26 protein-coding genes are annotated in these 25,275 nt (G+C 57.0%); 8 read left to right on the forward strand and 18 right to left on the reverse strand.

What is annotated here, in order from left to right:
* Positions 1 to 61: 61 nt before the first annotated feature.
* The 5 genes from ACLI4M_RS02320 to ACLI4M_RS02340 all read left to right on the forward strand — a co-directional run bounded on the left by ACLI4M_RS02320 (position 62) and on the right by ACLI4M_RS02340 (position 5,867).
* Positions 62 to 1,321, forward strand: coding sequence for a 4-aminobutyrate--2-oxoglutarate transaminase (locus tag ACLI4M_RS02320; RefSeq protein ID WP_048915437.1), 1,260 nt, complete (start codon positions 62 to 64; stop codon positions 1,319 to 1,321).
* Positions 1,322 to 1,391: 70 nt separating this feature from the next.
* The gene (locus ACLI4M_RS02325; protein ID WP_099754971.1) at positions 1,392 to 2,417 is read left to right on the forward strand and encodes an ABC transporter substrate-binding protein; all 1,026 of its coding nucleotides are present in this window, start codon (positions 1,392 to 1,394) and stop codon (positions 2,415 to 2,417) included.
* 84 nt (positions 2,418 to 2,501) lie between these two features.
* Positions 2,502 to 3,761 (forward strand): ABC transporter permease, encoded by a 1,260-nt coding sequence (locus tag ACLI4M_RS02330; protein ID WP_133623198.1) that lies wholly within the window; start codon positions 2,502 to 2,504, stop codon positions 3,759 to 3,761.
* A 10-nt stretch (positions 3,762 to 3,771) separates the two neighbouring features.
* The gene (locus ACLI4M_RS02335; RefSeq protein WP_048915434.1) at positions 3,772 to 4,596 is read left to right on the forward strand and encodes an ABC transporter permease; all 825 of its coding nucleotides are present in this window, start codon (positions 3,772 to 3,774) and stop codon (positions 4,594 to 4,596) included.
* A gap of 278 nt (positions 4,597 to 4,874) precedes the next feature.
* Positions 4,875 to 5,867, forward strand: a complete 993-nt coding sequence (locus tag ACLI4M_RS02340; RefSeq protein ID WP_048915433.1) for a TIGR04086 family membrane protein — start codon at positions 4,875 to 4,877, stop codon at positions 5,865 to 5,867.
* Between the two features lie 56 nt (positions 5,868 to 5,923).
* Here ACLI4M_RS02340 and yfcD read toward each other — a convergent pair whose 3' ends face one another.
* The gene (gene yfcD, locus ACLI4M_RS02345) at positions 5,924 to 6,445 is read right to left on the reverse strand and encodes an NUDIX hydrolase YfcD (protein WP_133623197.1); all 522 of its coding nucleotides are present in this window, start codon (positions 6,443 to 6,445) and stop codon (positions 5,924 to 5,926) included.
* A 107-nt stretch (positions 6,446 to 6,552) separates the two neighbouring features.
* Complete coding sequence (gene yfcF, locus ACLI4M_RS02350; RefSeq protein WP_133623196.1) at positions 6,553 to 7,215, reverse strand: glutathione transferase; 663 nt, start codon at positions 7,213 to 7,215, stop codon at positions 6,553 to 6,555.
* Positions 7,216 to 7,418: 203 nt separating this feature from the next.
* Here yfcF and ACLI4M_RS02355 point away from each other — a divergent pair, with 203 nt between their 5' ends.
* Positions 7,419 to 8,312, forward strand: coding sequence for a TIGR01777 family oxidoreductase (locus tag ACLI4M_RS02355; RefSeq protein ID WP_133623195.1), 894 nt, complete (start codon positions 7,419 to 7,421; stop codon positions 8,310 to 8,312).
* A 41-nt stretch (positions 8,313 to 8,353) separates the two neighbouring features.
* Here ACLI4M_RS02355 and hisP read toward each other — a convergent pair whose 3' ends face one another.
* The 16 genes from hisP to tctD form a co-directional block, all read right to left on the reverse strand.
* Positions 8,354 to 9,127 (reverse strand): histidine ABC transporter ATP-binding protein HisP, encoded by a 774-nt coding sequence (gene hisP / locus ACLI4M_RS02360; RefSeq protein WP_048915429.1) that lies wholly within the window; start codon positions 9,125 to 9,127, stop codon positions 8,354 to 8,356.
* 8 nt (positions 9,128 to 9,135) lie between these two features.
* A complete protein-coding gene (locus ACLI4M_RS02365) occupies positions 9,136 to 9,852 on the reverse strand; it encodes an ABC transporter permease (protein WP_048915428.1) in 717 nt (238 codons plus the stop codon).
* Positions 9,849 to 10,535, reverse strand: a complete 687-nt coding sequence (locus ACLI4M_RS02370) for a histidine ABC transporter permease HisQ (RefSeq protein WP_048915427.1) — start codon at positions 10,533 to 10,535, stop codon at positions 9,849 to 9,851. The genes ACLI4M_RS02365 and ACLI4M_RS02370 overlap by 4 nt, the downstream gene beginning before the upstream one ends.
* Positions 10,536 to 10,676: 141 nt before the next feature.
* Positions 10,677 to 11,459, reverse strand: a complete 783-nt coding sequence (gene argT, locus ACLI4M_RS02375) for a lysine/arginine/ornithine ABC transporter substrate-binding protein ArgT (RefSeq protein WP_048915426.1) — start codon at positions 11,457 to 11,459, stop codon at positions 10,677 to 10,679.
* A gap of 284 nt (positions 11,460 to 11,743) precedes the next feature.
* On the reverse strand, positions 11,744 to 12,313 hold the full coding sequence (locus ACLI4M_RS02380) for a UbiX family flavin prenyltransferase (RefSeq protein ID WP_133623194.1): 570 nt from the start codon (positions 12,311 to 12,313) through the stop codon (positions 11,744 to 11,746).
* A gap of 63 nt (positions 12,314 to 12,376) precedes the next feature.
* Positions 12,377 to 13,894, reverse strand: a complete 1,518-nt coding sequence (gene purF / locus ACLI4M_RS02385; protein ID WP_048915424.1) for an amidophosphoribosyltransferase — start codon at positions 13,892 to 13,894, stop codon at positions 12,377 to 12,379.
* 36 nt (positions 13,895 to 13,930) lie between these two features.
* On the reverse strand, positions 13,931 to 14,416 hold the full coding sequence (cvpA, locus tag ACLI4M_RS02390) for a colicin V production protein (protein WP_048915423.1): 486 nt from the start codon (positions 14,414 to 14,416) through the stop codon (positions 13,931 to 13,933).
* A gap of 299 nt (positions 14,417 to 14,715) precedes the next feature.
* Positions 14,716 to 15,453, reverse strand: a complete 738-nt coding sequence (gene dedD / locus ACLI4M_RS02395) for a cell division protein DedD (protein WP_133623193.1) — start codon at positions 15,451 to 15,453, stop codon at positions 14,716 to 14,718.
* Positions 15,443 to 16,705: a bifunctional tetrahydrofolate synthase/dihydrofolate synthase gene (gene folC, locus ACLI4M_RS02400; RefSeq protein ID WP_133623192.1), complete on the reverse strand. Its 1,263-nt coding sequence runs from the start codon at positions 16,703 to 16,705 to the stop codon at positions 15,443 to 15,445. The genes dedD and folC overlap by 11 nt, the downstream gene beginning before the upstream one ends.
* A 65-nt stretch (positions 16,706 to 16,770) precedes the next feature.
* On the reverse strand, positions 16,771 to 17,679 hold the full coding sequence (gene accD / locus ACLI4M_RS02405; RefSeq protein WP_048915420.1) for an acetyl-CoA carboxylase, carboxyltransferase subunit beta: 909 nt from the start codon (positions 17,677 to 17,679) through the stop codon (positions 16,771 to 16,773).
* Positions 17,680 to 17,852: 173 nt separating this feature from the next.
* The gene (locus tag ACLI4M_RS02410) at positions 17,853 to 18,512 is read right to left on the reverse strand and encodes a DedA family protein (RefSeq protein WP_048915419.1); all 660 of its coding nucleotides are present in this window, start codon (positions 18,510 to 18,512) and stop codon (positions 17,853 to 17,855) included.
* 30 nt (positions 18,513 to 18,542) lie between these two features.
* On the reverse strand, positions 18,543 to 19,358 hold the full coding sequence (gene truA, locus ACLI4M_RS02415; protein ID WP_099753363.1) for a tRNA pseudouridine(38-40) synthase TruA: 816 nt from the start codon (positions 19,356 to 19,358) through the stop codon (positions 18,543 to 18,545).
* On the reverse strand, positions 19,358 to 20,368 hold the full coding sequence (locus ACLI4M_RS02420; RefSeq protein WP_133623191.1) for an aspartate-semialdehyde dehydrogenase: 1,011 nt from the start codon (positions 20,366 to 20,368) through the stop codon (positions 19,358 to 19,360). Before ACLI4M_RS02420 ends, truA begins: the two co-directional genes overlap by 1 nt.
* A gap of 115 nt (positions 20,369 to 20,483) precedes the next feature.
* Entirely contained in the window at positions 20,484 to 21,611 is a 1,128-nt protein-coding gene (gene pdxB, locus ACLI4M_RS02425) for a 4-phosphoerythronate dehydrogenase PdxB (protein ID WP_133623190.1), read from the reverse strand.
* A 64-nt stretch (positions 21,612 to 21,675) separates the two neighbouring features.
* The gene (locus tag ACLI4M_RS02430) at positions 21,676 to 23,067 is read right to left on the reverse strand and encodes a sensor histidine kinase (RefSeq protein WP_133623189.1); all 1,392 of its coding nucleotides are present in this window, start codon (positions 23,065 to 23,067) and stop codon (positions 21,676 to 21,678) included.
* On the reverse strand, positions 23,064 to 23,729 hold the full coding sequence (tctD, locus tag ACLI4M_RS02435) for a transcriptional regulator TctD (protein WP_133623188.1): 666 nt from the start codon (positions 23,727 to 23,729) through the stop codon (positions 23,064 to 23,066). Before tctD ends, ACLI4M_RS02430 begins: the two co-directional genes overlap by 4 nt.
* Before the next feature lie 120 nt (positions 23,730 to 23,849).
* Here tctD and ACLI4M_RS02440 point away from each other — a divergent pair, with 120 nt between their 5' ends.
* On the forward strand, positions 23,850 to 24,830 hold the full coding sequence (locus tag ACLI4M_RS02440) for a Bug family tripartite tricarboxylate transporter substrate binding protein (RefSeq protein ID WP_133623187.1): 981 nt from the start codon (positions 23,850 to 23,852) through the stop codon (positions 24,828 to 24,830).
* 11 nt (positions 24,831 to 24,841) lie between these two features.
* Positions 24,842 to 25,273, forward strand: coding sequence for a tripartite tricarboxylate transporter TctB family protein (locus ACLI4M_RS02445; RefSeq protein WP_133623186.1), 432 nt, complete (start codon positions 24,842 to 24,844; stop codon positions 25,271 to 25,273).
* Positions 25,274 to 25,275 lie beyond the last annotated feature (2 nt).

Here is a 25,275-nt window from a genome sequence, read left to right on the forward strand (position 1 = left end):
ACAAAACAGGGAGAGCTGAGAATGTGTGAAGTTTATACCTAAAATTTGACGAGGTAACACCATGAGTCACAGTGAAGTACAACAGCGCCGTCTGAATGCCACACCGCGCGGTGTCGGTGTGATGTGTGATTTCTTCGCCGCTAAGGCTGAAAATGCCACGCTGTGGGACCATCAGGGCCGCGAATATATCGACTTCACCGCCGGGATCGCCGTGCTCAACACCGGCCACCGGCACCCAAAAGTGATGGCCGCCGTCAGCCAACAGCTTGAGTGCTTCACCCATACCGCGTACCAGGTGATCCCCTACGAGAACTACATCGCTCTGGCCGAACAGCTTAATGCCCGGGTTCCTGTCAGCGGTCCGTGCAAAACCACCTTCTTCTCCAGCGGTGCCGAAGCGGTAGAAAATGCGGTGAAAATTGCCCGCGCTGCCACCGGTCGCCCTGGCGTTATTGCTTTCACCGGCGCATTCCATGGCCGCACGCTGATGACCATGGGCCTGACCGGTAAAGTCACGCCGTATAAAACCGGCTTCGGTCCCTTCCCCGGCTCCGTATTTCACGCCCGCTATCCGAACGCGCTGCACGGCTACAGCGTCGATGATGCGCTGGAGAGCCTGGAAACGCTGTTCAAATGTGATATCAGCCCGCAGCAGGTCGCGGCAATCATTTATGAGCCAATTCAGGGCGAAGGCGGTTTTAACATCGCCCCCGCCGAGTTTGTCAGCGCCCTGCGTAAGCTGTGTGACCAGCACGGCATCCTGCTGATTGCCGATGAGATCCAGAGCGGTTTTGCCCGCACCGGCAAGCTGTTTGCCAGTGAATACTATGAAGTAAAACCCGATCTGATGACCATGGCGAAAAGCCTTGGCGGCGGTCTGCCTATCTCTGCCGTCTCCGGCCGCGCTGCGGTGATGGATGCGCCAGAACCCGGTGGTCTGGGCGGCACTTACGCCGGTAACCCGCTAGCGGTGGCGGCCTCGCTGGCGGTGTTAGAGGTGATCGAAGAAGAGCAGCTGTGCGCCCGCGCGCTGCGCCTCGGCGCTGAGCTGGTCGAAACGCTGAATAGCAGCAACAACCCGGCGCTGGTCGAAGTCCGCGCGCGCGGTTCCATGGTGGCCGCCGAATTTAACGACCCTGCCACCGGTAAACCGTCCGCAGAGATTGCGCGCAGCATCCAGCAGCGTGCGCTCGAGCAGGGCCTGATCCTGCTGACCTGCGGCGTGCACGGCAACGTCATCCGCTTCCTCTACCCGCTGACGATCCCAGACGCACAGTTCAAAAGCGCGCTCGCACTGCTCTCTACTTTATTACGTGGCTGATCGATTGCGCCCGGCCACAGGGAAGTGGCATAGAAACTGCATATAAAACATTAATAATCAGGAGTTTGGCATGGTAAAGACATTAGCTGCACTGATTCTCGCGACGTTCACACTCCAGGCGCAGGCGGAAAGCCTGACGGTGATTTCGTTCGGCGGCACCAATAAAGATGCACAGGACAAAGCCTTCTACAAACCGTTTACCGCCGCAGGCAAAGGCACCCTCGAAGCGGGTGAATATAACGGCGAAATGGCGCGCATTCGTGCGATGGTCGAAACAGGTCAGATCGGCTGGGATGTGGTGGAGCTGGAAACCCCGGAACTGCAGCGCGGCTGTGAAGAGGGTCTGTTTGAGACGCTGGACTGGAATAAGCTGGGCAAGAAGTCGGACTTTATTCCTGCTGCGGTGACCGAGTGCGGCGCGGGCATTTTCGTCTGGTCAACCGTGCTGACCTATGACGCCGACAAGCTGAAAAAAGGGCCAGCCAGCTGGGCAGATTTCTGGAACGTGAAGGCGTTCCCGGGCAAACGTGCCCTGCGTAAGAGCGCGAAATATACCCTGGAAATTGCGCTGATGGCCGACGGCGTGAAGCGGGAAGAAGTGTATAAAGTGCTGGCCACTCCGGCTGGCGTTGAGCGCGCATTCAAGAAACTGGACCAGCTGAAGCCAAATATTCAGTGGTGGGAATCCGGCGCGCAGCCGCTGCAGTGGCTGGTATCCGGCGACGTGGTGATGAGCTCCGCCTATAACGGCCGCATCGGCGCCGCGCAGGATGAAGGCCACAACTTCAGGATCGTCTGGGACAACGCGCTGTATGACCTCGACAACTGGGCGATCGTTAAAGGGTCGAAGCACAAGGCGCTGGCGGAGCAGTTTATTGCCTTTGCCAACCAGCCTGAAAACCAGAAGGTGTTTGCCGAGAACATTCCTTACGGCCCTACCAACCTGAATACCAGCAAACTGCTGGATCCGGCGCGGCTGAGCAAACTGCCGACGGCACCGGAAAACCTTGCCGTTTCCATGCAGATCAACAGCGAATTCTGGCTCGAGCACGGTGAAGACCTGGAGCAGCGTTTTAACGCCTGGGCGGCAAAATAATACCCTGCGGGCGGACCGCAACAAAAAGTCCGCCCCTACTGTAGGGGCGACACCCCGTTGCCAGATATCTTTCAGGAGACAGCAATGAGTCATACCGTAATGGAAACCCCCACCCCTTCGGCCCCAGCCGGGGTGTCGCTAACCCAGCGCCTGCGTCAGGTCGACGGTACTAAAACCCGCCGCTCCCTGCTGCTGATTGCGCCGCTGCTGATTTTCGTGGTGCTCTGTTTCCTGTTTCCAATTGCCTCCATCCTGAGCAAAAGCGTTGAGAATCCGGAATTCCACGACGCTCTCCCGCAGACTTCCCGTGCGCTTGAGCAGTGGTCGGGGAAAAACCTGCCGGATGAAGCGCTGTACGCCACGCTGGGCAAGGAGCTGATCGCCGCACGTGAAAGCGGGCAGATTGCTGCCGTGGCTAAACGCCTGAGCTATGAAAACGCGGCTTTCCGCCGCCTGACCGTCACCGCGCCACGGCAGGTGCCGGAATCGGGCATGGGGGTTAAAGACGCGCTGATTGCCAAACAGCCTTTGTGGGGCGAGCTCTCCACCTGGCAAACGCTCAAGCGCGTCTCCAGCCCGGTGACCAGCTACTACCTGCTGTCGGTGTTTGACCGTAAAATTGATGTGCAAAGCGGTGAAGTTAAGGCCCTGCCCGCCGACCAGGCGCTGTATGTCAATGTGCTGCTGCGCACGCTGTGGATGGCAACCGTGGTAACGCTGCTGTGCGTGGGCATTGGCTATCCGCTGGCTTACTGGCTGGCAAAACAGCCATCAAACCGCGCCAACCTGCTGATGATTCTGGTACTGCTACCGTTCTGGACCTCGCTGATTGTCCGCACCGCCAGCTGGATCGTGCTGCTACAGTCAGGCGGATTGATCAACCGGGCGCTGATGGCGGTCGGCATCATCGATCATCCGCTCACGCTGGTGTTTAACCGCGTCGGGGTGTTCATCTCCATGACCCACATCCTGCTGCCATTTATTGTGCTGCCGCTGTACGCGGTGATGAAGGGGATTTCACCAAGCTACGTGCGTGCTGCGGTATCGCTTGGGGCTCATCCGTTTCTTGCCTTCTGGCGCGTCTATGTGCCGCAGACCTGGGCCGGGATTGCTGCCGGAGCGCTGCTGGTGTTTATGATGGCGATTGGCTACTACGTGACCCCTGCCCTGCTGGGCGGCCCGGATGACCAGATGGTCAGCTATTTCGTCGCCTTCTTCACTAACAGCACCATGAACTGGGGCATGGCCGCCGCACTCGGCAGCCAGCTGCTGATCATTGTCATGCTGCTGTACATCGTATATATCCGCGTCACCCGCACCTCTGCCGAAGCGGCAGCTCACTAAGGAGATGATGATGAGACAACAGGGAACCCTGATCCTGCGCTTGTGGAAAGGCCTGTTCAATTTCTACAGCGCTGCTGTACTGCTGTTTTTAATTGTGCCGGTGCTGGTGATAGTGCCGCTCTCCTTTAACGCCAGTTCATTTCTCAGCTACCCGCTGAGCGGCTTTTCGCTACGCTGGTATCAGACCTTCTTTCATTCGCAGGAGTGGCTGAGCGCGTTGGGTAACAGCCTGATTATTGCCCCTCTGGCCACCCTGCTGGCGACGGTGCTGGGCGTGCTGGCGTCGATGGGGCTGGTGCGCGGTGAGTTTCGCGGCAAAGGACTGGTGATGGCGATTATCATTTCGCCGATGGTTGCGCCGGTGGTGATCATCGCAGTGGGAATGTTCTTCTTCTTCGCCAGGCTGTCGCTGCTCAACAGTTATCTCGGTCTGGTTCTGGCCCATGCGCTGCTGGGGGTGCCCTTTGTGGTGATCACCGTGGTGGCGGTGCTGAAGAGCTACGATACTAACCTGTCACGCGCGGCGGCCAGCCTGGGCGCATCGCCGTTCCTGACTTTCCGCAAGGTAACGCTGCCGCTGATTGCCCCCGGAGTGTTTTCCGGTGCGCTATTTGCCTTTGCTGCCTCGTTCGATGAAGTGGTGGTCACGCTGTTCCTTGCCAGCCCCGGCCAGCGCACGCTGCCGATCCAGATGTTTGCCGGGATCCGGGAAAACCTTGATCCCACCATCGCTGCCGCGGCCAGCCTGATGATTGGCGCATCGCTGATCCTGTTAATCGTGATGGAAATTTTACGCCGCCGTGGGGAAAAAATGCGTCAGCCCGCGCAGGCCTGAACAATAGGTTGTATTAAACAGTACCGGGGTAATTCAAATACGCTCTCGCAAACAGGTATTTGAATTACCCTTTAATGCTTATTGATTAAACGCTAAACATTAAAAATGTTCCGCCTTCGCTAGTCTGCTTTTGCAGTAATTCCAATAAATTTATTTTCTGGTGGAAATCACTTCTCGTGACTAACCTTACTTCGAACGCATCAGGACTTGCGTTCACTTGAATAACTGTCAAAGCAAGGTTCAATTAGCAACCAGAGATTAATCAAAGGAATAATGTTATGAGCGAAAACTTTACTCAACCGGTTTATCGTGAAAATTACACTGGCGTACCATTAAAACGTATTTCATGGAGCGCTGTTTTTGCCGGCGTTATTTTGTCGATTGTCATCTATCTGCTGCTTTCGATATTAGGCACCGCTATTGGTACAACCACTATCGACCCGCTGAAGGAGCAAAATCCACTGGATGGATTGGGTAAAGGCGCGCTGATTTGGAGCGGGCTGAGCATGCTGATTTCCATAGCGGTTGGCGCCTTCGTCAGCGGCAGACTGGCACAGCGTGAAGGCGCGCTGCACGGTATTTTGATGTGGGCAGTTAACACGCTGATCTGCGTCTGGCTTGTGGTCTCTGTACTGAGTTCAGCAGTGAGCGGCACCGCAAGTGTGATCGGTTCCGGTTTTAATTTGATGGGACAAGGTATTTCTGCTGTCGCCCCGTCGGTGACCCAGGCAGCCAAAGATAAACTGAAAGAGAGCAATATCGATCTGGGTAATGTTCAGAACGAGCTGGAAAAAACGCTGCGTCAAACCGGCAAGCCGGAGTTGCAGCCTGAGAATCTTAAAAACGATGCCCAGGGCGAAGCGAATAATGCGCAAAATCAGGCGCAGGATACCGCAAATCACCCGCAAACCGCGGACAGTGATTTAAGCAACTGGTTTAAAGGTGTGGTTGAACGTAATCAGGCTACCCTGCAGGCCGCCGACGTTGATGCGCTGAAAAATATTATTAAAGCGCGTACCGGGAAAAGCGATCAGGAAGTCGACCAAATGGTCGCTCAGGTACAGAAAAGCTATGAGCAGGCTTATCAAAAGTATCAGCAGCTGAAAGCAGAAGCCGAGCAGAAAGCGCGTGAGGCAGCCGAGAAGGCGGCCGCGGCGACGGCAAAAGCCAGCTGGTATCTGTTACTGATCCTGCTGGTGCAAGCGGTTATCGCGGGCGTGGTAGGTAAAATTGGCCGTAATACTCAGCCGGAAACTAAAGTGCTGAATTAATCGCAATTGCTGCCAGTTAATGAACAGGGATGCACAGTGATGTGCATCCCTTTTTATTAGAAAGTGCCTGACTCGTTGTTACGCGTCAGCCACAGCGACAGCGCTTTCAGCGAGTCGTTGGTGAATTCGTCACAGCGGGCGGTAATCTCTTCCGGCGTCATCCAGAAAATCTCATCCACTTCCTCTTCCTGCATGGCGAACGGGCCATGAGAAACGCAGCTGAACAGCCCGCCCCATACGCGGCAGTGCTCATCCTCGTAGTAGAAATGGCCGTGCTCGGCAAACGGCACCGCCGCGATGCCCAGCTCCTCTTCCGCTTCACGGCGCGCGGAGGCCAGCATCTCCTCACCGCTCTGCACCACGCCACCGGCCGTGGCATCTAACATGCCCGGCATAAAGTCTTTAATTTCTGTGCGGCGCTGTACCAGAATTTTACCCCTGCCATCGTGAACCACAATGTAGGTTGCGCGATGGCGCAAACACTGCGCTCGCATCTGCGCACGGCTGGATTGTGCAATAACCTCGTTATCTTCGTTAACGATATCCACCCACTCCGTGCCCTGATCTTGCTCCACCATCCGTAACCCTTTTATTGTTCTGGCGCCTGGCGCTCAGTTGAATCAAACGTTTTTACGCGCCTTCGCGCTGCGCTTAAATTAATGTTTAACGCCGTATGACGCAATCATCAATTTGTGCTCATCCCGCACTCTGCTGTTTTTGACGACTCGGCAAGCCACAGCTGCACCGAAGCACGCTGCCACTGGAAATGGGCGTAGTCAGCCAGCCGCTGCGGCAGCGGGTCATCATGCAGAGCCAGGCGGTTCAGCATCACGGCCAGATCGGTGTCGGCAATCGACCACTCGCCAAACAGATTCTGCTGGCCTTCCGGCAGCATGCGATCGGCAGCAGCGATAAGCCTGGCGGCTGACTGCTGCGCCGCTTCATCCAGTGCGGCAAAACGCTTACCGGCAAACAGCACCTCGGTCGGACGCTGCTGGCGAATGGGCATAAAGTCGCTGCGCAGCCACGCCTGGATTTCACGCGCTTTGGCGCGCTTTTCAATGTCACGCGGATAAAGGCGCTCATATTCCGGTGCCGGAAAACGGTCTTCCAGATACTCAGTAATCGCTGAAGACTCAGAGAGCTGGAAACCGTCTACCGCAAGGGTGGGAACGCGGCGGGTGAGCGACACTTCGCCATAGGCTGGCTGCTGATGCTCCTGGCTGGCAAGGTCGACACACTTCAGCGTAAAAGGAATGCCTTTTTCACTGAGGGCAACGTAAACCGACATGACATAGGGGCTGAAGAAATTGGCATCTGACCATAAAACGAGAGTGGGATTACTCATCCGGACGTCCTCTGACGTTCATCAACTTGAACCTCCTGTTTAGCTGTTTTTTAGCCTAAAGGCAATCACCTGAACAGCTTCCTGCTGGTTTTCAGAAACGCTTACCATCGCGGCCTGACGCGGCATCGCTCACACGCAAACTCGCTAACTTCACCTATGCTAAACACAGGATGTGGATACCCATCACTTTGAAGGAAAACAACATGCATATATTGATCACTGGCGGCACCGGGCTGATTGGCCGACCGCTGACGGCACGCCTGCTGCAGGCCGGTCACCAGGTTAGCGTGGTGACGCGCGATGTCGCCGCCGCCCGCCACCTGCTGGGCGAACAGGTTAATCTGTGGTCGGGGCTGGACCAGCAGCGCGATCTGAACGGTATTGATGCGGTGATTAACCTGGCCGGGGAGCCGATTGCTGATAAGCGCTGGAATGAGGCACAAAAGCGCCAGCTGTGCGACAGCCGCTGGCTGCTGACCGAACGTCTGGTCGCGCTGATTCAAGCCAGCAGCGAGCCGCCTGCCCTGCTCATTTCCGGTTCCGCCACTGGCTTCTATGGTGATGCCGGCGAAGTGGTGCTGACCGAGGACGATCCGGGCCATAACGAGTTCACCCATCGGCTTTGTGCAGGCTGGGAGCAGCGGGCACTGCGCGCGGAAAGCGAACGCACCCGCGTCTGCCTGCTGCGCACCGGCGTGGTGCTGGCAAAACAGGGCGGTGCGCTGGCAAAAATGAAGCTGCCGTTTAAGCTGGGCATTGGCGGGCCGCTCGGTAACGGTAAGCAGTATATGCCGTGGATCCATCTGGAAGACGCCCTGAACGGCATCATCTGGCTGCTGGAACATCCCCAGCTCAGCGGGCCGTTTAACCTGGTGGCACCTTATGCGGTTCGCAACGAGCAGTTCGCCGCCGCGCTCGGCCATGCCCTGCATCGTCCGGCGTTTATGCGCACGCCCGCCGCCGCCATCAAGCTGATGATGGGCGAATCGGCGGTGCTGGTATTAGGCGGGCAGCATGTTATCCCGCAGCGGCTGGAAGCCTCGGGATTCAGTTATAAATGGTATGAGTTAGATAAAGCGTTAGCGGATGTGGTGTAAACAACTGCGTAGGGGCCAGGCATGCCTGGCCCTACCGAATATTACTTTAACGCGCCAGACAAAAACTGCTGCAGGCGGCCGCTCTTCGGGTTGTTAAACAACTCTTCAGGCGCGCCCTCCTCCTCGATTTTCCCCTGATGCAGGAAAATCACATGGCTGGAAACGTGGCGGGCGAACTCCATCTCGTGAGTCACCACCACCATGGTTTTGCCCTCTTCCGCCAGTTTCTGCATGATGCGCAACACTTCGCCCACCAGTTCAGGATCCAGCGCGGAGGTCGGTTCATCAAACAGCAGCACTTCTGGCTCCATTGCCAGCGCACGCGCGATGGAAACGCGCTGCTGCTGACCGCCGGAGAGATGCACCGGATATTTCGCCCGCGCCCGCTCATCAATCCCCACCTTATCCAGATAGCGAATGGCGCGCTCACGCGCTTCACTCTTGCTCAGGCCCAGCACCTGGATCGGGGCTTCCATCACGTTCTCCAGCACTGTCATATGGCTCCAGAGATTAAAGTGCTGGAATACCATCGTCAGGCGGGTTCGCAGCATGCGCAGCTGCTCTTTGTTGGAAACTTTCAGCTGGCCGTCGGTATCGCGCACCAGGTTAATACTCTCATTGTTGACAGAAATTGTGCCTTCACTCGGCTTTTCAAGGAAGTTGATGCAGCGCAGGAAGGTACTTTTCCCGGAACCGGACGAGCCGATAATGCTGATCACATCGCCCGCGTTCGCCTGCAGAGAGACGCCCTTCAGCACTTCATGCTCACCGTAACGCTTGTGCAGTTCGGTGACGTTTAATTTATTCTCAGCCATAGTGTCACTCAATGTGAAGATGAAGGTTTAACGTGCGCCAGCCAGCGTTTTTCCGCTTTACGGAACAGACTAATCAACACATAGGAAATAATCAGATACAGCACCGCAGCAATACCGAACGCGACAAACGGCTGGTAGGTTGCGGAGTTAATGTCGCGCGCCACCTTGAGCAGGTCCGGCACCGTGGCGGTAAACGCCAGCGCCGTCGAGTGCAGCATCAGAATCACTTCGTTGCTGTAAGCCGGTAGCGCGGTGCGCAGCGCCGCAGGCATGATAATGCAGCGGTACAGCTTGAAGGTGGAGAAACCGTAAGCGCGTGCGGCCTCAATCTCACCGTGCGGCACCGAGCGGATCGCCCCGGCAAAAATCTCGGTGGTATAGGCACAGGTATTCAGCGTCAGCGCCAGCAGCGTACAGTTCAGTCCGCTGCGGAAGAAGGCATTCAGCAGCTCGGTGCCTTTCACAATCTCCAGCGTGTACATGCCGGAATAAAACACCAGCAGCTGCACATACAGCGGGGTACCGCGAAACACATAGGTAAACAGCCACACCGGGAAACGGATCGCTTTAATTGGCGAAACGCGGGCAATGGACAACAGCACGGCCAGACAGCCACCCAGCACCACGGAGATCACCAGCAGCCACAGCGTGATCGCCACGCCGGAAAAGCGATAACCGTCGGTCCACAGCAGGGCTTTCCAGTATTCCTGAATAATTTCGATCATAAGTCAGCCCTTTTCACGCCTACCGTATAACGGCGTTCCAGCCACCACAGCACGCCGTTGGAGAGCGTGGTAAAAATCAGATAGATCACGCCCGCGACCACGGCGAAGTAGAACGGCTGCCAGGTCGATTTCCCGGCCAGCTGCGTGGCCTTCACAACATCTTCCAGCCCCAGCAGCGACACCAGCGCGGTGGCCTTCAGGATAACCTGCCAGTTGTTGCCAATGCCCGGCAGCGCGTAGCGCATCATGCCTGGGAAAAGGATGCGGCGGAAGGTCTGGGATGAGGTAAAACCAAAGGCGGTCGCCGCTTCAATCTGCCCTTTCGGTACGGCCATATAGGCCCCGCGGAAGGTCTCAGTGAAGTAAGCTCCGTAGATAAAGCCGAGGGTGATGATCCCGGCAACCATCGGGTCAATGTCGAACTGCGACAGACCCAGGAAATCGGTAACCTGGTTAAGGATAATTTGCAGACCGTAAAAGATCAGCAGCATCAGAACCAAATCAGGCACGCCACGGATCAGCGTAGTGTAGCCTTCAAATACAGCCACCAGTGGGCGACTGCTGGAAAGTTTGGCCCCGGCGCCAATTAAACCCAGTACAACGGCAACCACCAGAGAGCTGACTGCCAGCTCGAGGGTGACCATAGCACCTTTAAAAATGACTTCAGAGTAGCCATACAGCATAAGCAATATCCTGTCGTTCTACCGTCATAGTTCAAGCCGCAGATGCGTTGTCTGCTGCTCGAGCTATTCAGGTATATATCATCATTTTGCGGGCAGTAGCCCCACCGTGTCAGACGGTGGGGCCTGCAGACAGGTTTTTACTTAACCGCCGTACACATCAAAATCGAAATATTTTTTCGCTAATTTGTCGTAGGTGCCATCTTTACGCATTTCGTCGAATGCTTTATCGATAGCGGCTTTCAGCGCGGGGTCATCTTTACGCATGCCCATACCGGTACCGACGCCGAAGATCTTCTCATCTTTTACCGCCGGGCCGGCAAACGCATATTCCTTACCGGCTGGCTGCTTGAGGAAGCCTTCGCTGGCGGCAACTTCATCCTGGAAAGCGGCATCGATGCGGCCCGCGGTCAGATCCTGATACACCAGGTCCTGGTTCGCGTACGGGGTCACAGTAATGCCTTTAGGACGCCAGTTGTCGTTGGCATAGGTTTCCTGCGTAGTGCCCTGCAGCAGCCCGATGGTTTTACCTTTCAGCGACTCCAGCGTTGGCTGAATTTTCGACCCTTTAGGCGCGATCAGACGTGAGTTTGCCGCGTACAGTTTTTCTGAGAAGGCGATCTCCTGCTGACGCTTTTCGGTAATCGACAGAGAAGAGATGATCGCGTCAATTTTTTTCGCTTTCAGCGAAGGGATCAGCGCATCAAAATCACTTTCCACGAAAGTACATTTGGTTTCCATGCGCTTACAGATTTCGTTGGCCAGATCGATATCAAAGCCTACCAGCTGCCCCTGCGCATTCTTCATTTCGAACGGTGCATAGGTCGGGTCGGTGCCGATACGCAGCGTTTTTGGGCCAGCCGCAAATGCGCTGCCCGCAGCCAGTGTTGCCATCAACAGGGAGAGAACCAGGACCTGCTTTTTCATAAATTACCCTCGAGTTTCAGTATTATTATGTGGTTCGTGATGTGTCTGCGCGGTACGTTGAAAACAGCTTCACCCCTTACTGATAGCAGATTCCGTGCCACATTTTGTGGCAAGGCCCTGTTTATATTACGCAAGGTAAAAGCACCGCGATTACTCAGTTTGCAGGAAAATGTATAGCAGGTTTGTGAGCGGCAGGAAGCAACTATGTTTCATATTGGTGCACAACTTGCACGAAAAGCGATTCAGCACCAACATTTGCACTTAATCAGTGCAGCCCGTTGGCGCTATGCACCTTGCCAGCGCGTAAACAGATCGTTGTCCAACTCGATATCAAACTGGTCGATTACGCGGTTTACCGTCTGGTCAACGATGTCCATCACGCTCTGCGGACGATGATAAAAAGCCGGCACCGGCGGCATAATAATCGCCCCCAGTTCAGCGGCCGTGGTCATCATGCGCAAATGGCCGAGATGCAGCGGGGTCTCGCGCACGCACAGCACCAGACGGCGACGCTCTTTCAGCACCACATCCGCCGCGCGCGTTAGCAGGCCGTCGCTATAGCTGTGAACGATCCCGGAAAGGGTTTTCATTGAGCACGGCAGAATAGCCATGCCGTCGGTTTTGTATGAGCCGGAAGAGATACTGGCGGCGATATCACGCACGTCATGCACCACATCGGCCAGCGCCTGAACCTCGCGCACGGTGTAATCACTCTCCAGCGCCAGCGTCTGACGCGCGGCCTGGCTCATTATCAGATGGGTCTCTACCCCGCTCACCTGCTGCAAAATTTGCAGCGTGCGGATGCCATAAATCACCCCGCTGGCGCCAGAGATACCAATAATGAGTCGCTTCATAAAAATCCTTAAAAAAAATGGGCCGGAATCACTTCCGGCCCATCTTAGCGTATTTACCCGGGCTTAGCCTTCGTTATGCATTTCCAGGTTCTCAACTTCGTTCTGACGCTGCATCGCCTTCGCATCGTCATTACGCAGCGACTGCAGATACTCCAGGTATTGCTGATCGACGTCTTTGGTAACGTAGATACCGTCAAATACCGAGCATTCAAACTGGGCAATATCGGGGTTCTCTTCACGCACCGCTTCGATCAGGTCGCTCAGATCCTGGAAGATCAGCGCATCAGCACCAATCAGCTGGCGGATCTCTTCCACTTCACGTCCGTGAGCAATCAGCTCAGTGGCGCTCGGCATATCGATACCGTAAACGTTCGGGAAGCGAATTTCCGGGGCCGCAGAGGCGAGGTAAACTTTTTTCGCCCCGGCTTCCCGCGCCATCTCGATGATCTGCTCACAGGTGGTGCCGCGCACGATGGAGTCATCCACCAGCAGCACGTTTTTACCGCGGAACTCAGCACGGTTAGCGTTCAGCTTGCGGCGAACCGCACTGCGGCGCAGGTGCTGGCCCGGCATGATAAAGGTACGGCCTACGTAGCGGTTTTTCACAAAACCCTGACGGTAGGGCTTATCGAGAATACGCGCCATCTCCAGCGCGATATCGCAGGAGGTTTCCGGAATGGGGATAACCACATCGATGTCGAGATCTTCCCACTCGCGGGCGATTTTCGCCCCCAGCTTGGTACCCATGCGCACGCGGGCGCTGTACACGGAGATCTTATCAAGGAAAGAGTCCGGGCGCGCAAAGTAGACATACTCGAACAGGCACGGATTGTATTTCGGGTTCTCCGCGCACTGGCGGGTAAACAGCTGACCTTTTTCGGTGACGTACACCGCTTCGCCAGGTGCCACATCGCGCAGGAACTCAAAGCCTAAAGTATCCAGCGCCACGCTTTCGGAAGCGACCATATACTCGGTGCGGCCGTCGGCCATGCCGCGTTTCCCGATAACCAGCGGGCGGATGCCGTTCGGGTCACGGAATGCCACCAGGCCATGACCAATGATCATCGCCACACAGGCATAAGCCCCGCGCACCTTCTGGTGAACGGCAGCAATGGCGGAGAAGATGTTTTCGGCTTCCAGCGGGTAGTGCTGAAAGCGGTCCACTTCCTGCGCAAAGATGTTCAGCAGGATTTCGGAATCCGACGTGGTATTCACATGACGGCGGCCACTTTCGAACAGCGCCTTGCGCAGCTCGTGGGCGTTGGTCAGGTTGCCGTTGTGGGCAAGGGTAATACCGTAAGGGGAGTTCACATAGAAAGGCTGGGCTTCAGAAGCACTGGAACTTCCTGCCGTTGGGTAGCGCACGTGGCCAATACCCATATTGCCCTGCATACGCTGCATGTGGCGGGCTTCAAATACATCGCTGACCAGGCCGTTTGCTTTACGCAGACGGAAGCAATTCAATGCATCAATGGTAACGATGCCGGCGGCATCCTGCCCACGGTGCTGAAGCACCGTTAACGCATCATAAATCGACTGGTTGACCGGCATGAATCCGGCGATCCCGACAATACCGCACATAGTGACATTTCCTCATAAGCCGCAACCCCAGTGCGATTACTGGGGCAAAAAACTCGACGTGCTTTTCAGGTAATCAAAAAACCACCTGATGATGTAACTGAACTGGGGAATAAGCTGAGACTGCTGCCAGTCCGGGCTTTTGGAAAAACCGGTGAAAGTATCAAGGAAGAACAGCATCGCTGAAACAATCAGCACACCACGTAATGCCCCGAAACAGACTCCCAGTACTCTGTCGGTACCCGACAGGCCGGTTTTTTCAACCAGCGACCCGATCACATAGTTGACGATTGCCCCGACAATCAGCGTGGCAATAAACAACACCGCAATGGCGATTCCATTTCGAACCAGTTCGTCTTCAAATCCTGTAAACCAGACGGCAAGGAAGGAGTAGTAATGACTGGCGACAAAAAATGCGCAACCCCAGGTGACGAGAGAAAGAGCTTCCCGAACAAACCCACGGATCAGGCTGACAAGAGCCGAAAAACCAACAACCGCAATAATGACGTAATCTATCCAGACCATGAACTCTTCCAGTGACAATGCCCCTGAATCCAGCCATCCAGCTCGTTCGGGGCGAATTCTAACAGAAAAAGAAAACGTTTGCGTAGGGTTTTCCCACGTCGATTTAAATAATCGCCGACGTGGAAAAAATCTACAGACGGGCCACGATTTCGGCCGTCAGCACGCCGCAACGCAATACCTTGATTTGCCAGTATCATCACGTAGTACGCCCGGAACGACAGTGCTGCCGTTCCGGGCGTGAGACGATAAAAGCTATCGCAATCATAGCCCGTGCCATTGCTGCGCACGGGTTAACAACACTATCTAGCGCTGTAAGGCTTCACCACCCCGCCGAGGCCGGAGATGCTTTGCAGCTGGCTGACTGACGCCTGCATTTTCGCCTTGGAGGCATCCGGGCCGACGTAAATCCGGGTGATCTGCCCCTGCACCGGCGTTGAAGGCACGGTAAAGGCGCGATAGCCCGACAGACGTAGCTGGGCGACAATCTCATTCACCTTAGCGGCATTTTTCAGCGCGCCGAGCTGAACAACATAGGCCTGACCGCCTGGTGCGGCTTCCGCTGCCGGTGCTTCTTCTTTCGGCTGCGTTTTCTCAACTGGCTTCTCGACCGGTTTTTCTACCGCTTTCGGCTTCTCAACCGGCTTCGCTTTCTCAACTGGTTTTTCTACCGGCTTCGGTTTCGCCAGCGGTTTCTCCACCACTTTCGGCGGCTGCTGCTGCACCGGCGGCGGCGTAACGACAGTCGGCTGATTGCGCGACTGCGGCACGGTGGAACCACTGTCCGCCTGTGAGGTATTTTCACTGCTGCCTGGTGCCGTGGCCGCTGCGCCTTGCGGCGGCTGAGCAGGCAACGACTGCGTGACAGGCGGTACGAGATCCGTTTCCTGCTGATCTTCCGGTTTCGGCACCAGCGGGATTGCGGCAAACTCTTCTTTGTAATGTTTTTTCTTACCATCGAGCACGCCGGGCAGCACGATCACACCCAGCGCGACAATGATGATGGTTCCGACTAAACGGTTCTGAAACTTACTGGCCACTGCCGTTCTCCGTTTCCATCGTTTCCATGACCTGCGCTACGGTGTGGAATGAACCACACACCAGCACAATATCCTGTTCTGCTGCCTGCTGCAGCGCCTGCTGATACGCCGCCGTCACCGAACTGAAGGCCTGCGCGCCCTCCAGATACGCCATCAGCTGCTCCGCGCTGGCACCGCGCGGGCCGTCAAGCGGCGCACAGTACCAGGCATCAACCTGGGGACGGAGGCAGGCCAGCGTACCGGCAATATCTTTGTCGTGCAGCATACCGACCACCGCATGGACCTTCCCGACGTGCGCTAATTCTGCCAGTCGGCCAGCCAGATAGGCCGCCGCATGGGGATTATGCGCCACATCGAGGATCACCCGCGGTGACTCTGCCACCGTCTGAAAACGGCCCGGCAAAATGGCCTGATGCAGATGCGTGCGGATCACCGTTTCATCGACCTTCAGCCCGGAGGCACGCAGCGCAGCCAGCGCGGTGGCGGCATTGGGCAACGGCACCTGCGGCAGCGGTAACTGGTCGACGCGGCCCTGAGCATCCTGGAAAGACCAGCCTTGTGCGCTGGCCTGATATGACCAGTCACGATCGCGCTGGCTCAGCAGTGCGCCCTTCTCCGTCGCCACATCTGCAATGGTATGCGGCATATCCGGTTCACCGACAATGGCCGGTTTGCCGCCGCGGAACACGCCCGCTTTTTCGCGACCAATGCTTTCACGGTCCGGCCCCAGCCAGTCGGTATGATCCAGCGCAATACTGGTGATCACGGCGACATCAGCATCCACGATGTTGGTGGCGTCAAGGCGCCCGCCGAGGCCAACTTCGAGGATCGCGACGTCCAGCTGCGCCTGCTTAAACAGCCACAGCGCCGACAGGGTGCCGTATTCAAAATAGGTTAACGAGGTTGCGCCACGCCCGGCTTCAATTGCCGCAAACGAAGCGGTGTGTGCCGACTCGGCCAGTTCTGCCCCCTGAATGCGCACGCGTTCGGTGTAGCGCACCAGGTGCGGGGAGCTGTATACGCCCACGCGAAAGCCTGCGGCCATCAGCACAGTTTCCAGGGTTCGGCAGGTGGTGCCTTTGCCATTCGTTCCGGCAACGGTGAAGACCATGGGGGCAGGTTTGAGCAGGTCGAGTGAGGTGGCAACGCGCTGGACACGATCCAGCCCAAGTTCGATAGCCTGAGAGTGTAAATGCTCAAGATAATAAAGCCACGTGGCAAGAGGCGACGTGGCTTGAGGAAGATTATCCATGTGTCCCGTTCACAAAGTTACGGTTCATTGGTGAAAGGGACCCGTGGTCCCTTTCTCATCATCGATCAGGCCTCGGGGCTCTGTGGAACAGCAGCGGCTTCAGCGATCTCTTCTTCCTGCGGTGCAGGCAGATTCATGAACTTAGCCAGCAAGCAGGCCAGCTTGAAGCGCATCACCGGACGGCGCACGATCATGTCGATCGCACCCTTCTCGATCAGGAACTCACTGCGCTGGAAGCCCGGCGGCAGTTTTTCACGCACGGTCTGCTCAATCACGCGTGGGCCGGCAAAGCCGATCAGCGCTTTTGGTTCAGCAATGTTGAGGTCGCCCAGCATCGCGAAGCTGGCAGAAACCCCGCCCATGGTCGGGTCAGTCAGCACGGAGATATAGGGCAAACCACGCTCCTGCATCTTCGCCAGGGCTGCACTGGTTTTCGCCATCTGCATCAGCGACATCAGCGCTTCCTGCATACGCGCACCGCCTGAGGCCGAGAAGCAGATCATCGGGCAACCATCTTCCAGCGCCTGCTCAACGGCACGCACAAAACGCGCGCCGACCACAGAACCCATTGAGCCGCCCATAAAGGAGAACTCAAACGCGGCAGCCACAACCGGCATCCCGTGCAGGGTGCCTTTCATTACGATCAGCGCGTCTTTTTCGTCGGTCTCTTTCTGAGCAGCGACTAAGCGATCTTTGTATTTTTTTGAATCTTTGAACTTGAGCAGATCTTTGGGTTCCAGCTCGCTGCCCAGTTCAGTCATTGAACCTTCGTCCAGCACGCTGTGCAGACGGTCGCGACCATGCATACGCATGTGGTGGTCGCATTTCGGGCAGACTTCGAGATTGCGCTCCAGCTCGGCACGGTAAAGAACCTGCCCGCAGCTATCACACTTGGTCCAAACCCCTTCAGGAATGCTTGCTTTACGCGATGGGGCAGTTGTGCTCTTGTTGAGAATTCGTTCAATCCAGCTCATTGATGACCTTTCTGTTTGAACCTGGCCTTCTCTTGGGAAGTGCCAGTTTTTCTTTTCTACGTTGCCACGCCGGGCGGCAACGCAAACCATAAATTGTCGCTCATTAAACCATAACCGCCCGTCACTGTGGATAAAAATCTGGTAAGGGGGTGACAGTCTGATGATCTCTCATATTACTGTTTTTGCTGACGTGCCGCACGGCGATGACGCCATACTTCGATAACACCCGGCATAATGGACAGCAGGATAATCGCCACAATCAATAACTTAAGGTTCTCCTGCACCGCAGGCAGGTTTCCGAAGAAGTAACCCGCATAGGTAAACAGCAGCACCCACAGTAGCCCGCCCGCGACGTTGTACAGCGCAAAATGACGATAGGACATTTTGCCCATTCCAGCCACGAATGGCGCGAAAGTACGAACGATCGGCACGAAGCGCGCCAGAATAATCGTTTTACCGCCGTGGCGCTCGTAAAATTCATGGGTTTTATTGAGATAGCTGCGACGGAAGATTTTTGAGTTCGGGTTGCTGAACAGCTTATCGCCAAACAATCTGCCAATGGTGTAGTTAACCGCATCGCCGAGGATCGCCGCCACCACCATCAGCGCCACCATGGTGTGCACGTTCAGGTCATTGCCCGGCAGTGCGGCCAGCGCACCGGCAACAAACAGCAGGGAATCCCCCGGCAGGAACGGTGTTACCACCAGCCCGGTTTCGCAGAACAGGATCAGGAACAGAATGGCGTAAATCCAGATACCATACTGTGCCACCAGTTCCGCAAGGTGGACGTCGATATGCAGAATGAAGTCGACAACAAAACGAATCAATTCCATACAGGCTTCCTTTAATACTCCAGGCCAGGGTTAATCCCCGAGGAACAGTGGTCCCATCGGTGGACGGGGTAATTCAAAGCGTGCGGGATAATCCACGGCGACCAGATAAAGACCCTCGGCACGCGCGGTCGCTGCTGCCAGCGTTCGGTCTTTCGCCGCCAGTAGCTCAGCCATCCAGCCTTCGGGCTGATTCCCGCAGCCAATTTCCATCAGGCTGCCCACGATATTGCGCACCATATGGTGCACAAAGGCGTTAGCTTTAATATCCACCACCACGTAAGCGCCAAAGCGGCTGACGTTGAGGTGCATCACGTAGCGCATCGGCGTGCGCGACTGGCACTGCACGGCGCGGAACGAGGTGAAGTCGTTCTCGCCCAGCAGGCACTGTCCGGCACGCTGCATCTTTTCCACATCCAGCGGATGGTAGAAGTGCGTGACGCCCCCCGACAGGATCGCCGGGCGCAGCCGCTGGTTGTAGATCACATAGCGGTAACGGCGCGCCGTGGCGCTGAAGCGGGCGTGAAAATCGTCCGCCACCGTTTTAACCCAACGCACCGCAATATCCGCCGGTAAATTGGCGTTAGCGCCCAGCGTCCATGCGGCATCTTTACGCTGCGCGCTGGTCTCGAAATGCACCACCTGTCCGGTGCCGTGGACCCCGGCATCGGTGCGCCCGGCGCAGAACACCACCACCGGATGATCGGCCACTTTCGTTAGCGCCTTTTCCAGTTTTTCCTGCACGCTGCGAACTTCGTTCTGTTTTTGCCAGCCGTAATAGCGGCTGCCGTCATATTCAATGCCCAGCGCCAGCTTGGTCAGCGGCTGTGGCACAGTGCTGTCGGACATCAGTACAGATACTCCTGCACCAGTTTTTCAGCGGTTTTGATCGCCATCAGCGCGCCGCCAAAGCGTACGTTATCGGCCACTGACCAGAACTGTAACAGCTCGGCGATACCGTAATCATTGCGCACGCAGCCAATGCTGAGATGCGCGCTGCCGGAGGCATCACCGACCTGAGTCGGGAAGTCATCTTCATCGGTCAGGTTGATATCTTCCGCCTGCTGCAACGCTTCACGCGCCTCTTCGGCCGAGACCGGACGCAGGTTTTCAATATGCACAATCTGCGCGTTACCGTAGAACACCGGCGCCTGCACGGTGCTGACCGCGATAGGTAAACCGTCGTCCTGCAGCACTTTACGCACCTGATCCACCAGGCGGCGCTCCTGCGCGACGCTGCCTTCCGCATCAGCGACCAGCGGCAGCATGTTGAACGCCAGCTGGCGGCCGAAATACCCCTCTTCAGTCGGCAAACCGTTCAGCAGACGCGCACTTTCACCGGCCAGCGAATCCACCGCCGCTTTGCCGTGTGAAGAGGCGGCCAGCAGGTTGGTCACCTGCAAACGCCCGAGACCGGCGTTATCCACCAGCGGTTTGATGGCGCACAGCAGCTGGCTGGTTAATGCATCGGCCACGCTGATAATGTTGCGGTTGCGATAGTCGCCCAGCACCTGGGGATTGACGTCAGGCACCACCAGCGGAACGTCCGGCTCCAGCGCGAACAGGTCGCTGCTGTCGATCACCAGGCAGCCGGCGTTGGCCGCATCTTCCGCGTAACGTGCCGAGGCGTCACGCCCGGCGACAAAGAAGGCCAGCTGCGCCTGTGACCAGTCGAAGTCAGCCGCATCGGTGACCTGGACCGATTTGCCTTCATAGCGCAGTACTTCACCCGCGCTACGCTCGCTTGCCAGCGCGTATAACTCACCAACCGGGAACTGGCGTTCCGCCAGCAATTCCAGTAAAGCTGCCCCTACTGCGCCTGTCGCACCTAAAAGCGCGATATTCCAGCCGTCAGACATGTTGGTTTACTCCAGACAATGACACAAAAGTAGAAGACGATGACTTCATCGCCTTAAGATTCAGAAAAATCCCTTCATGAAATCGAGATTTTAAATGAGATGAATTAATAAAGACTTAATGGCTAAAGGCGTTAAAGCCCAGCCTGTTGAGCAGCGCTGCGGCCTCGGCGTTATCACACTCAACCTGCAGTGAAGACCATTCGCGGCGCTCCTGATAATTCTTACGCAGACGGTCGAATTCACCGGCTATCGCCGCGACGTGGCGCAGCGGTGCATCATCGCGGCGCACATCATACACCAGATGCACCAGACGTTTTAGCGTTGCCTGATCGAGCGGGCCATGTAGCGTGATGCGGCCAAATTCCGGCGCCGGCAGCAGCGTGTCCAGCGCCACCTGCTGCGGCTGGCCGATAAACTGCGTCCAGGCTTCAAATACCTGAGTGGTGCCGCGCGCTTTGCCTTCCAGCGTATACCCGGCAATGTGGGCGGTGGCGATATCCACCTTATCCAGCAGCGGCAGCGACAGTTCCGGCTCCGGCTCCCAGACGTCGAGCACCACGCTCAGGTCGTCGCGCTGCCCCAGCACTTTCAGCAGCGCCGCGTTATCCACTACCGGGCCACGGCAGGCGTTGATCAAAATAGTATGCGGCTTCAGCGCCAGCAGCAGGGCCTCATCGGCCATATGCAGGGTCTGATAGGGCCCCTGCTTGAACAGCGGAGTATGGAAGGTCAGGATATCGGCCTGCTCTACCAGCTCAGAGAGCGCAAGGAAATCACCTTCATCACCGCGATCGGCCCGCGGTGGATCGCACAGCAGCGTACGAATGCCCAGCGCTGCCAGCCGCGCCTGCAAGCGACCACCGACATTGCCCACGCCGACGATACCCACGGTGCGGTCCGCCAGCTGGAAACCATCACGCTCGGCCAGCAGCAGCAGTGCGGAGAAGACATATTCGACCACGGCGATGGCATTACAGCCGGGCGCGGCGGAGAACGCGATGCCCTGCTCGCCCAGGAACTCTTCGTCAATATGGTCGGTGCCCGCCGTGGCGGTGCCAACAAACTTCACCGGCTTGCCCTTCAGTAGTTCAGCATTCACTTTGGTTACCGAACGCACCATCAAACCGTCCGCATCGTCCAGTTCGGCCTGCGGGATGGGGCGACCCGGCACGGCAACCACATCACCGGTGCGGCTAAACAGTTCGCGGGCGTACGGCATATTTTCATCAACGAGGATTTTCACAGTCTGTTTCCAGTCGGCTGGGTGAGGGGCATTATTCTGCCACAAGCACAGCCGGGAGACATCCTCAGCGCACAGACGGCAGCGGGGAAAATTGCACGCTGATTTGCAAACCGCCCAACTGCGCACTTTGCGACAGCTGCGCCTGGCTGCCGTGCCAGCGAGCAATATCTTTTACCAGTGCCAGACCCAACCCGCTACCGGCTACCTGGCTGCTGTGCTCCAGACGGTAAAACGGCTGCAGCGCCTGTTGACGTTCTGACTCTGCAATCCCCGGCCCGCTATCCTCCACCCGCAGGGTACCGCGCCGCACGCTGACCGTAATCGTGCCCCCCTGCGGCGTATATTTGATGGCGTTATCCAGCAGATTGGCACAAAGCTCAGCCAGCAGATGGGTATCCCCGCATATCAGGCATTGATCGTCACCTTCGTATCCGAGATCGAGCTGCTTGCTGCGCGCCTGCGGGTAACGCAGCAGACAGGCTTCGCGCACGATAGCCACCAAATCGACGTTATTTTTCACCTGATCCTGCTGCATCGCCCTGATGCGCGATAACTGCAACAGTCTTTCGGTCAGCACGATCGTGTCATCGAGGGTGTTGCGCATCCCCTGAAGACTTTCGCGCCATAAAGCCGGATTATCGCTGTTAAGCGCCACGCCAACCTGCGTTTTCAGAATGGTCAGTGGGGTACGCAGCTGGTGAGAAGCATCGGCACTGAAGCGCTGCTGGCGTGCCACCATGCCGCGTAACCTTTCAATGTAGCGATTCACCGCGACCATCAGCGGCTGCATTTCCGACCACGGCAGCACGGCAGGCAGCGGAGAGAGATCGCCGGGGTCGCGCAGCAGCATCACCCCGGACAAGCGTCGCAGCGGGCGAAGCACTTTGCGCAGTACCCATCCCGCCAGCAGCAGCGTAATTAATACCAGCGCCCCCTGGCTCAGGATGGCGGTGTACAGCAGGCCACCGGCAAAATCACGGCGCGAGTTGAGGGTTTCCGCCACCAGAATCAGCGCCATCCCTTCAACACTCCCTTCGTTCACCGGTTGCCACAGCGCGGCCACCCGGATGGGTAAGCCGTGGTAATGACCATAGTAAAAGTGCACCAGCGCAGGATAGATACGGGATAGCGGAGTATTCTTCGGCAGCGGTGGCAGGTCGTCATAGCCGGAAAGCGTTTTACCTTCAGGGGAGATCACCTGGTAGTAAAGCTGGTCGTTCATATTGCGCTCGAAACTGTCGAGCACCACCCAGGGAACATCCACCTCCAGATGACCATGCTGCACGCGCAGCCGCTCCGCCACCGTCCGCGCAGAGGCCAGTAGCGAGCGGTCGTAAGCCTGATTTGCCGCCTGCAGGGCGCTGGCGTAATGGGTATAGACCGACAGCCCCCACAGGATGAGCAGCGGCAGCCCGAGCCACAGCAGCAACTGTGCTCGCAGCGAATCCAGCCTCATAGCTGGCATTCAAGGCTGTAGCCCAGTCCGCGTAAAGTTACAATCGCGACATTGCTGCCAGACAGTTTTTTGCGCACCCGGTGAACGTACAGTTCGATACTCTCCAGACTGGCCTCATCCGCGAGGCTGAAGGTTTGTTCGTACAGCTGCTGGCGCGACACCGGACGACCACGCCGCTGCATCAGCGTGGTCAGGACGCTCGACTCACGCGGCGTCAATGCTAAGGGCTTGTGCGCCAGTTCGAAAAAGCCCTCGTTGTGAAACACCAGCTCGCCAAACGACTGCGCCTCCTGCACTTGCCCCTGGCTGCGGCGCAACAGCGCCCGGATACGCGCTTCGAGCTCTTCCAGTTCAAACGGCTTGCTGAGGTAATCATCCGCCCCCTGATTCAGTCCGCGCACCCGATCGGTCAGCTCATTACGGGCCGTCAATAACAGCACCGGCATCGCCTGCCCACGCTTACGCAGGCGACTGAGCACCTCCAGACCGTCGAGCCTCGGCAGAGAAATATCCAGCAGCACCAGCTCATACTGCTCGGTTTGTAACAGATGATCGGCCGCCATTCCATCAGCCAGCCAGTCAACGGCAAAGCCCGCCTGCGTCAGCGCTTTCTGCAACCAGCAGGCTAACTCGACCGTATCTTCGACCAGTAAGAGACGCATATCACACCCTGCTATTTTTTTCGTTAGCTGAAAGGTAAATGAAAGGTTACAGAGTTAACAATCCCATAACCCCATTTTTTGGGAAGGTTCACAAACTCGAAGCAATGATCGGAGTAACTCATGAAAAAAATGATTCGCAGCACCTTAGCCACGGCCATTTTGGCACTGGCATCCCCAGCCTCCTTTGCTGCTGAAGCCCCTTCCCGCACCGAGTGCATAGCGCCGGCCAAACCCGGCGGCGGTTTTGATTTAACCTGCAAGCTGCTGCAGGTCTCCCTACAGGATACCAAACAGATTGATAGCCCAATGCGCGTCACTTATATGCCTGGTGGCGTGGGCGCCGTGGCCTACAACGCCATCGTCGCCCAGCGCCCGGCGGAAGCGGGCACGGTGGTGGCGTTCTCCGGCGGCTCGCTGCTTAACCTTTCACAAGGCAAGTTTGGCCGCTACAGCGTGGACGACGTGAAGTGGCTGGCGGCGGTCGGCACCGATTACGGCATGATCGCGGTGCGCAGCGATTCACCGTATAAAAACCTCAATGAACTGCTGAAAGCGATGAAGGAAGACCCTGACAAAGTGGTGATCGGTGCGGGGGCCTCCATCGGCAGCCAGGACTGGATGAAAACCGCCCTGCTGGCGCGTAAGGCCGGGGTCGACCCGCGCAAAATGCGCTATGTGGCCTTTGAAGGCGGTGGCGAACCGGTGACCGCGCTGCTGGGCAACCATATTCAGGTGGTTTCCGGCGATATGAGTGAAATGGTGCCGCATTTACAGGGGGGCAAACTGCGCGTGCTGGCAGTGCTGGCCGATAAACGCCTGCCGGGTGTACTGGCGGACGTCCCGACGGCCAAAGAGCAAGGGGTGGATGTGGTCTGGCCCGTTATCCGCGGTTTCTACCTTGGGCCGAAAGTGACCGATGCCGAGTATCAGTGGTGGGAAGACGCGTTTAAAAAAATGGTCCAGACCGACGAGTTTAAAAAGCAGCGCGATCTGCGCGGCCTGTTTGAATTCAACCTGTTCGGTAAAGAGCTGGACAGCTACGTGAAGCAGCAGGTCACTGACTACCGCGAACAAGCCAAGTCCTTTGGCCTGGCAAAATAACAGGGGCGACCATGAGCGATCGTATTTTTGCCGTCGTCTGGCTGCTGTTGTGCATCGGCGGACTGTTTATCGCCTGGGGCATTCAGAGCGAGTACAGCTATGAACCGGTCGGGCCCCGGCCCTTCCCGATGATCATTCTTGGCCTGATGGCGGTCTGCGCGCTGTTTCTGCTGTTGCGCAAGCCAGACACTATCCACTGGCCAACGCACGGCACGCTGCTGCGCCTGCTGCTACTGATCGTCTCTCTCGCACTGTACGGCGCGCTGTTTGAAAGCCTCGGTTTTCCGCTGTCGACAACGCTGCTGACCTTCGCTATCGGCATGCTGTTCGGCGCAAGCTGGTGGGCCGCTGCGCTCTCCGGCGTGGTGATGGGCGGAGTGCTGTTTTACGCCTTTGACCGCCTGCTCGAAGTCACACTACCGCTCGGCAGCTGGCTGAGCTAACG

This window comes from Erwinia sp. LJJL01, from assembly GCF_047300805.2.
GTDB classification, from domain to species: Bacteria; Pseudomonadota; Gammaproteobacteria; order Enterobacterales; family Enterobacteriaceae; genus Erwinia; species Erwinia aphidicola.